Raw genomic sequence first — 6,949 nt, 5'->3', positions numbered from 1 at the left:
GATTGGCAGGCTGCACGTCATAGGCGAGCACGAAGCGCACGGCGCCTTCGCCGATATAGGAGGAGAAGTGGTCGATGTCCGGATTGCCGGCCAGCGCCCGCTGCTCGAAGCGTTCCATTTGGTCGCGCGTCTCGGTGATCGAGGAGTTCTGCGGCAGGTTCCAGTCGACGATCAGCTCCGGCCGGTCGGAAGGTGGGAAGAACTGCTGCTGGACGAGGCCGAAGCCGGCGACCGAGGCGGCGAACACAAGCACCGTCACGATGATCGTCAGCCAGTGCCGGCGCACGGAGAAGACAAGCACGCGCCGGAACAGCGAGGTGAAGCGTCCTGGCTGGTCGTGGTGCTTCTCTTTCATCGTCGCAGGCAGGATGGTGACGCCGAGCAGCGGCGCGAACAGCACCGCCACGATCCATGACACCAGCAGCGACACCGCGATGACGACGAACAGCGTGAAGGTGTACTCGCCCGCGGCGCTCGAGTTGAGGCCGATCGGGATGAAGCCGGCGACCGTCACCAGCGTGCCGGTCAGCATCGGAAAGGCGGTCGAGGTGTAGACGAAGGTCGCCGCCTTGCGGAGATTGTCGCCGACTTCCAGCCGCGCCACCATCATCTCGACCGCGATCATTGCGTCGTCGACCAAAAGGCCGAGCGCGATGATCAGCGCGCCAAGCGAAATGCGCTGCAGCGAGATGCCGAGATAGGCCATCACCGTGAAGGTGATGGCCAGCACCAGCGGGATCGACAGCGCCACGACGAAGCCGGCGCGCAGCCCCAGGCTGACGAAGGAGACGGCGAGCACGATCGCGACGGCCTCGAACAGCGCCCGCGTGAAGCCCGAGACCGCCTCGTCGACGATCACAGGCTGGTCGGCCACCAGATGCACGCCGACGCCGACCGGCAGGTCGGCCAGCACCTTCTGCATCTCCTCGTGCAGTGCCTCGCCGAATTTCAGCAAATTGGCGTTGGGCTTCATGCCGATGGCAAGCCCGATCGCATCCTGGCCGTTGAACCGGAACAGGGCCGTCGGCGGGTCGACATAGCCGCGCCGGATCGTCGCCACGTCGCTCAGCCGGAAGAAGCGATCGTTGACGCGTAAATTGATGGCCCGCAGGCTTTCCTCGGAGGTGAACTGGCCGCCGACGCGCACGCTGATGCGCTCCGGGCCGGACTGGATGACGCCGGACGGCGTGATGGCGTTTTGCGCCTGCAGGCTCGCCACGATCGCCTGCTGGTTGAGGCCGAGCGCCGCGATCTGGCGCGTCGAGAACTCGAGATAGATGGCCTCGTCCTGCGCGCCGACCAGATCGACCTTGCCGGCATTCGGCACGGTCAGGATCTTGGTGCGGACATCTTCGACATAGTCGCGCAGCTGGCGTGGCGTCAGCCCGTCGGCGGTGAAGGCATAGATGTTGCCGTAGACGTCGCCGAAGCGGTCGTTGAAGAACGGTCCCTGCACGCCCTGCGGAAGCTGCGCCTTGATGTCGTTGACCATGTTGCGCACCTGAAGCCAGTTCGGCACGACGTCGCGCGCCTTGGTGGTGTCCTTCAGGTTGACGAAGACGACCGTTTGGCCGGCAGTGGTGACCGATTTGGTGTAGTCGAGGCTGTCGAGCTCCTCGAGCTTCTTCTCGATGCGGTCGGTCACCTGCTGCACCGTCTCCTTGACCGAAGCGCCCGGCCAGTTGGCCTGGATGATCATGGTCTTGATGGTGAAGGCGGGATCTTCCTCCCGGCCAAGATTGAGATAGGAGAAGATGCCGGCCACCACGAAGACCAGCATGAAATACCAGACCATGGAACGGTGACTGAGCGCCCAGTCGGAGAGGTTGAAGCCCTTCATCAGACGCCGCCCTCCGGCACTTTGACCTTCTGGCCTTCGGCGAGGCTGTGGACGCCGGCTGTGACGACGCGCATGCCTGCCTCGAGCCCTCCGGCCACCGTGAAGCTGCCGCCGCTCTTGGACGCGACCTTGATCTCGCGCGCGCTCACGCTGGAGGATTGCGGATCGACGATCCAGACTTTCTCAGAGCCGTCTTTTTCGAGCAGCGCCGATATCGGCAGTTCGATCGTCGGGTCCACCTTGGTCATACGCGTCGCGGTGATCGTCGAGCCCAGGCGGAACGCTGTCGGCGGATCGACCAGCGTCAGCTTCACGCGCCTTGTGCGCGTGGCGCCTTCCGACTGCGGGGCGATCTCGCGCAGCCTCGCCTGTGTCTTGATCGTCGGCAGCGATTGCAGGACCACCTCGAAGGGCATGCCGACGGTGAGGTCGCCGGTCAGCTGATCGGGGATGTCGACCACCGCCTCGCGCGGGTCGGTACGCGCCACGGTGACGACGGTCTGTCCGGCCGAAACCGTCTGGCCGACCTCGGCGCCGGTAGCGGTGACGACGCCGTCGAAATCGGAGAACAGCCGCGCATAGCCAAGCTGCTCCTGCGACTTGGCCAAAGCGGCATTGGCGCGCTCGACGCCGGCTTCCGCCGCCTGCCGCGCCTGTTTCGCGGCGTCGAATGTCGCCTGCGATGTGTTGGCCGAGGCCAGCAGCTGGCGCTGGCGATCCTCGCTGGCGGCGGCGTTGATGAACTGCGCCTGCGCGTTCGACAGATCGGCTTTCGACGCCTGGACGGCAAGCTCCAGCGCCGTCGGATCGAGCGCCGCGATCGTCGTACCCTTGGTGACGAGGTCGCCGACCTTGACGTCGCGCGAGACGACGCGGCCGAGCAGCCGGAAGGCGAGGTCGGCACTGTATTGCGGCTCGACCGAACCGGCGAAGCCGAAGGTCTCGACGGTCTTCGGCTCGATCACAACAGACAGGACAGGCCGGATGACCTCCGGCGGCTTCTCTTCCGAGCGCGAGCAGGCGGCGAGCGCGGCTAGGACAAGCAGGGGAGCGACGTGCCGCAACCGGTTCATTGGCTGGCTCCAGCGATCTCGACCGTTTGTCCGGGGCTGAGCAACTGTCCGCCGGCGGTAACGACGCTCTGTCCTTCCTGCAATCCCTTGTCGACGGCGATGATGCCTGAATCGAAGGCGAGCACCTCGACCGGCGTCTCCGTCACCGCCTTGCTCGACGGATCGATCACCCAGACGGCGGGCTTGCCGGTGGCGGATGTCAGAGCCTGCCAGGGCAACAGAATGGCCCTGACCGGCTTGGCGCTGACCGTGCCGATCACGGCCGCGCCCAACGGCATGCCGGCCGGCGTGTCAGGGATGCCGACCTTGACCCGGATCGATCCGGACTGGGTGTCGACCGCCGGCGAAATCTCGCGAACCTTGCCGACCGCGCGCACCTGCGGGTCGGACAGCAGCGTGATCGTCACCGCGGGCGAGGGCGGGGTCTGGGCAACCAGCGTCTCGTGCACGTTGAAGACAGCGTCGCGGTCGCCGTCCTCGGCGATGGTGAACACGGTCTGCGCCGCTTGCACCACCTGCCCGGCCTCGACCTGGCGCGCCGTGATGACGCCGGCAGCCCCCGCCTTGAGCTCGGTGTAGGAAAGGTTTTCCTTGGCATTGGCGAGGGCGCTTTGCGCCGCGTCGACGCTGCCTTGCGCCACTTTCAGGGCCTGGTCCGCGCTGTCGAAATCCCGCCTCGTCGTGAAACCCTGCGAAAGCAGCGTCTTTTGCCGTTGGTAGGTGGCCTCGGCCTGGGTGAGCTGCGCCTGCGCCGCGTCGAGATCGGCCTGGGCCGAGCGCAGGTCCGACTCCTGTTCCTGCGGGTCTATGCGCGCAAGCACCGCACCCTGGTCGACATGCTGGCCGACATCGACCAGACGCTCGGCGACCCGGCCGCCGACGCGGAACGACAGATTGTTGAGCGTGCGTGCGGCGATCACCCCGGTCAGCGAGGTTCGCGGCGCGTAGTCGGCGAGGGCGACCGTTTGCGTCGTCACCACCACCGGCAATTTCTTTTCCGCCGCCTGCTGCTTCTGGCAGCCGGCCGCCGAAATCGCCGCGCCGGCGCAGACGAGCAGCAACAACGTTTTTGAACGAAAAGGATGGCGGTGTGGCGAAGACGGCAAGGCGGACGATGTCGCTTTCCTGCTCATGGTTCCCCTCAAGCCGTGGGGGCCGCTGCCGCCGGCGGCACGTCGCGGATGAAATGAGATTAATCCATCGGCGGGAAAAGGAAACTCTTTCCGGGGCGTGTTTCGTCAGCCTGGTTAAGGGCATTCTCGCAGGCCCAATCGACTGGGCCATGGTGCCGACTTGAGCAAAACATGAAATAAGGCCAGAAGGGATTTCAACGGCATCAAACGAGAACGGGCCCAATCTCGATGAGGGATGGCCCGATGAGGGACGATATGAAGAATTCAGCCATTTCCGAACGCAAGAACCAGTCGATTTCGCGCGGCGTCGGCATGACGACGCAGATCTACGCCGATCGCGCCGAGAATTCGGAAATCTGGGATGTCGAGGGCCGCCGCTATATCGACTTCTCTTCCGGCATCGCCGTGGTCAACACCGGCCATCGCCACCCGAAGGTGATCGAGGCGGTCAAGGCGCAGCTCGATCGCTTCACCCACACCTGCCACCAGGTGGTGCCCTATGAGAGCTACGTTCATCTCGCCGAGCGGCTGAACGGCCTGTTGCCCGGCAAGTTCGGCAAGAAGACCGTCTTCGTCACCACCGGCGCCGAGGCGGTCGAGAACGCCATCAAGATCGCCCGCAACGCCACCGGCCGCCAGGCGGTCATCGCCTTTTCCGGCGGTTTCCACGGCCGCACCTTCATGGGCATGGCGCTGACCGGCAAGGTCGTGCCCTACAAGGTCGGCTTCGGCGCGATGCCGGCCGATGTCTTCCATGCGCCGTTCCCGGTCGCGCTGCATGGCGTTTCCGTCGCGGATTCACTCGCCGCGCTCGACAAGCTGTTCAAGGCCGATGTCGATCCGAACCGGGTTGCCGCCATCATCGTCGAGCCGGTGCAGGGCGAGGGCGGCTTCTACGAAGCGCCGCGCGACTTCATGGCTGCATTGCGCAAGATCTGCGACCAGCATGGCATCCTGCTCGTCGCCGACGAGGTGCAGACCGGCTTTGCCCGCACCGGCAAGATGTTCGCCATGGACCATCACGACGTGGCGCCCGATCTCACCACCATGGCCAAGAGCCTCGCCGGCGGCTTCCCGCTGTCGGCCGTCACCGGCCGCGCCGAGATTATGGACGCGCCCGGTCCCGGCGGCCTCGGCGGCACCTATGGCGGCAGCCCGATCGGCGTCGCCGCGGCGCACGCCGTGCTCGATGTAATCGAGGAGGAAAAGCTCTGCGACCGCGCCAATGCGCTGGGCGCGCGGCTGAAGCAACGGCTGGAATCGATCCGCGAGGACGTGCCGGAGATCGTCGACATCCGCGGCCCGGGCTTCATGAACGCGGTCGAGTTCAACGACGTGAAGAAAGGCCTGCCGTCGGCCGAATTCGCCAACGCGGTGCGGCTGAAGGCGCTGGACAAGGGCCTCATCCTGCTCACCTGCGGCGTCTACGGCAACGTCATCCGTTTCCTGTCGCCGATCACCATCCAGGACGGCGTCATGACCGAGGCGCTGGATATTCTGGAAAGCTCAATCCGCGACGCGCGGGCTGCCTGATCGCGTGTCAGCTTCAACCATCCTTGGGTATTTTCCCTCCATCGAAAATGCCCTGGATGTCGCGTGAGCCGTGCAGGATGCGCTCAACACGCACGTCGTCATCTTCGACGGTATAAAAGATGACGTATCTCTGGAATGCGACGGAGCGCAGCGCGGGCCAGAGCTCGGAACGGGGAGCGCCACCACGGGGTGCTCCAAGATAGTGTCGCATCGTACTCGAAGAGCCGCTATCAAGCGGCGGGCGGCGGCCGGATCTTCAGCTCGGATGTAATCGCCAATCTCTTCAATGTCCTGCACGGCGGCGGGTGCGAAACTGAGAGCCATTATTTGCGGCTTTCAGCCGCGTATCTTTTCTCCAACCGATCAAAAACGTCGTCGGCTGCAATAGCTTGTCCGCTCTCCACACCCTTGCGGATGTCTTCGCGCAGCGCGGCAAGCTTCGCCTGCCGGTGCTCTTCGCGTTCTTCCAGCAGACGCAGGCTATCGCGCACAACCTCGCTTGCGCTGGCATAGCGGCCACTCTCGACAAGCTCGCGCACGAATGCCTCGTGGCGGGAGCCAATGCTGTAGCTTGCAGGCATGGAACAAATCTTTCGCTTTATCCGATATTATCAATTTATGATAAGTCGGCGGAGCTCGTTTGCCAAGGTTTGGCGTCTTTCGCACTCCAAGCGCTGTTCCCAGCATGTGGATTGAACAGTCAGCCCGTCGCCCTGGTCGGTTCGTCCTCATTGAAGGCCGCAAGCGCGGCCTTCAATGAATCCGGCCCGCCTGCCACCGTCTGCGGCGTCGGCGAGAAACCGGCGCCGAGCATCTTGCGGCCAAGCATGTGGTCCGCGGGGCGATTGACGGATTCGATGCCGAGCAGCCGGCTACCGGCATAATGGTAGATCGAGAACTTGTTGTCGGCGAGATCGCCGAGCACCACGTGGCTGTCCCCGCCTTGCGTCAGCCCCACCATCTGCAGCTTCATGTCGCCGATATCCGACCAGAACCACGGCACGGCGGCGAAGGCCTCCACGTGCCCGAGGATGGTGCGCGCGGCAAGCCTGGCCTGGTCGGTGGCGTTCTGTACCGATTCCAGCCGCACGTCGCCGCCGGTGAACCAGTGCCGGTAGGCGGCGGCGTCGCCGATGGCGAGGATTTCGGGGATCGAGCTCTGCATATGCTGGTCGACGCGGATGCCGTTGCCGATGGCCAGGCCGGCGGTTTCGGCCAGTTCGACATTGGGCACGACGCCGATGCCGATGATCACCATCTGCGCCGGCAGGTGTTCGCCACTTGAGGTGATCGCTGCCGAGACGCGGCCGCTGTCACCCTCCAGCCGGGCAACGGTTGTGCCGGTCAGGATGCGCACGCCGATCGCCTCC

6 protein-coding genes and 1 pseudogene are annotated in these 6,949 nt (G+C 64.9%); 1 reads left to right on the top strand and 6 read right to left on the bottom strand.

Going from position 1 to position 6,949, the window contains the following annotated elements; translation table 11 throughout:
• From EOA28_RS19375 to EOA28_RS19365, 3 genes are all read right to left on the bottom strand, one after another.
• On the bottom strand, positions 1 to 1,840 hold a 1,840-nt coding region (locus tag EOA28_RS19375), incomplete at its 3' end, for an efflux RND transporter permease subunit (RefSeq protein ID WP_148670762.1).
• Entirely contained in the window at positions 1,840 to 2,913 is a 1,074-nt protein-coding gene (locus EOA28_RS19370; RefSeq protein ID WP_126079432.1) for an efflux RND transporter periplasmic adaptor subunit, read from the bottom strand. The genes EOA28_RS19375 and EOA28_RS19370, both read right to left, overlap by 1 nt.
• Positions 2,910 to 3,974, bottom strand: a complete 1,065-nt coding sequence (locus tag EOA28_RS19365) for an efflux RND transporter periplasmic adaptor subunit (RefSeq protein ID WP_245463177.1) — start codon at positions 3,972 to 3,974, stop codon at positions 2,910 to 2,912. Before EOA28_RS19365 ends, EOA28_RS19370 begins: the two co-directional genes overlap by 4 nt.
• Positions 3,975 to 4,301: 327 nt before the next feature.
• Here EOA28_RS19365 and EOA28_RS19360 point away from each other — a divergent pair, with 327 nt between their 5' ends.
• Positions 4,302 to 5,579 carry a 4-aminobutyrate--2-oxoglutarate transaminase gene (locus tag EOA28_RS19360; RefSeq protein ID WP_126079430.1) on the top strand — a complete coding sequence of 426 codons (1,278 nt, stop codon included), beginning with the start codon at positions 4,302 to 4,304 and terminating at the stop codon, positions 5,577 to 5,579.
• Positions 5,580 to 5,592: 13 nt separating this feature from the next.
• On the opposite strand, the pseudogene EOA28_RS19355 reads toward EOA28_RS19360, so the two are convergent.
• The 3 genes and pseudogenes from EOA28_RS19355 to EOA28_RS19345 all read right to left on the bottom strand — a co-directional run.
• Positions 5,593 to 5,903, bottom strand: a pseudogene (locus EOA28_RS19355) (type II toxin-antitoxin system RelE/ParE family toxin).
• Positions 5,903 to 6,160, bottom strand: coding sequence for a type II toxin-antitoxin system ParD family antitoxin (locus EOA28_RS19350; RefSeq protein ID WP_126079429.1), 258 nt, complete (start codon positions 6,158 to 6,160; stop codon positions 5,903 to 5,905). Before EOA28_RS19350 ends, EOA28_RS19355 begins: the two are co-directional and overlap by 1 nt.
• Positions 6,161 to 6,279: 119 nt before the next feature.
• A partial coding sequence (locus tag EOA28_RS19345) for an oxidoreductase C-terminal domain-containing protein (RefSeq protein WP_189342108.1) occupies positions 6,280 to 6,949 on the bottom strand: 670 nt, incomplete at its 5' end.

Origin of the sequence: Mesorhizobium sp. M2A.F.Ca.ET.067.02.1.1 (genome assembly GCF_004023285.1) — a bacterium.
GTDB lineage: Bacteria > Pseudomonadota > Alphaproteobacteria > Rhizobiales > Rhizobiaceae > Mesorhizobium.
The sequence above is the reverse complement of the archived record's forward strand: the minus strand, read 5'-3'. Positions and strand labels throughout refer to the sequence as shown.

Bases quoted from the DNA above. Each gene is read 5' to 3' on its own strand.
- EOA28_RS19350 (WP_126079429.1), bottom strand. From the start codon at position 6,160: ATGCCTGCAAGCTACAGCATTGGCTCCCGCCACGAGGCATTCGTGCGC.
- EOA28_RS19360 (WP_126079430.1), top strand. From the start codon at position 4,302: ATGAAGAATTCAGCCATTTCCGAACGCAAGAACCAGTCGATTTCGCGC.
- EOA28_RS19370 (WP_126079432.1), bottom strand. From the start codon at position 2,913: ATGAACCGGTTGCGGCACGTCGCTCCCCTGCTTGTCCTAGCCGCGCTC.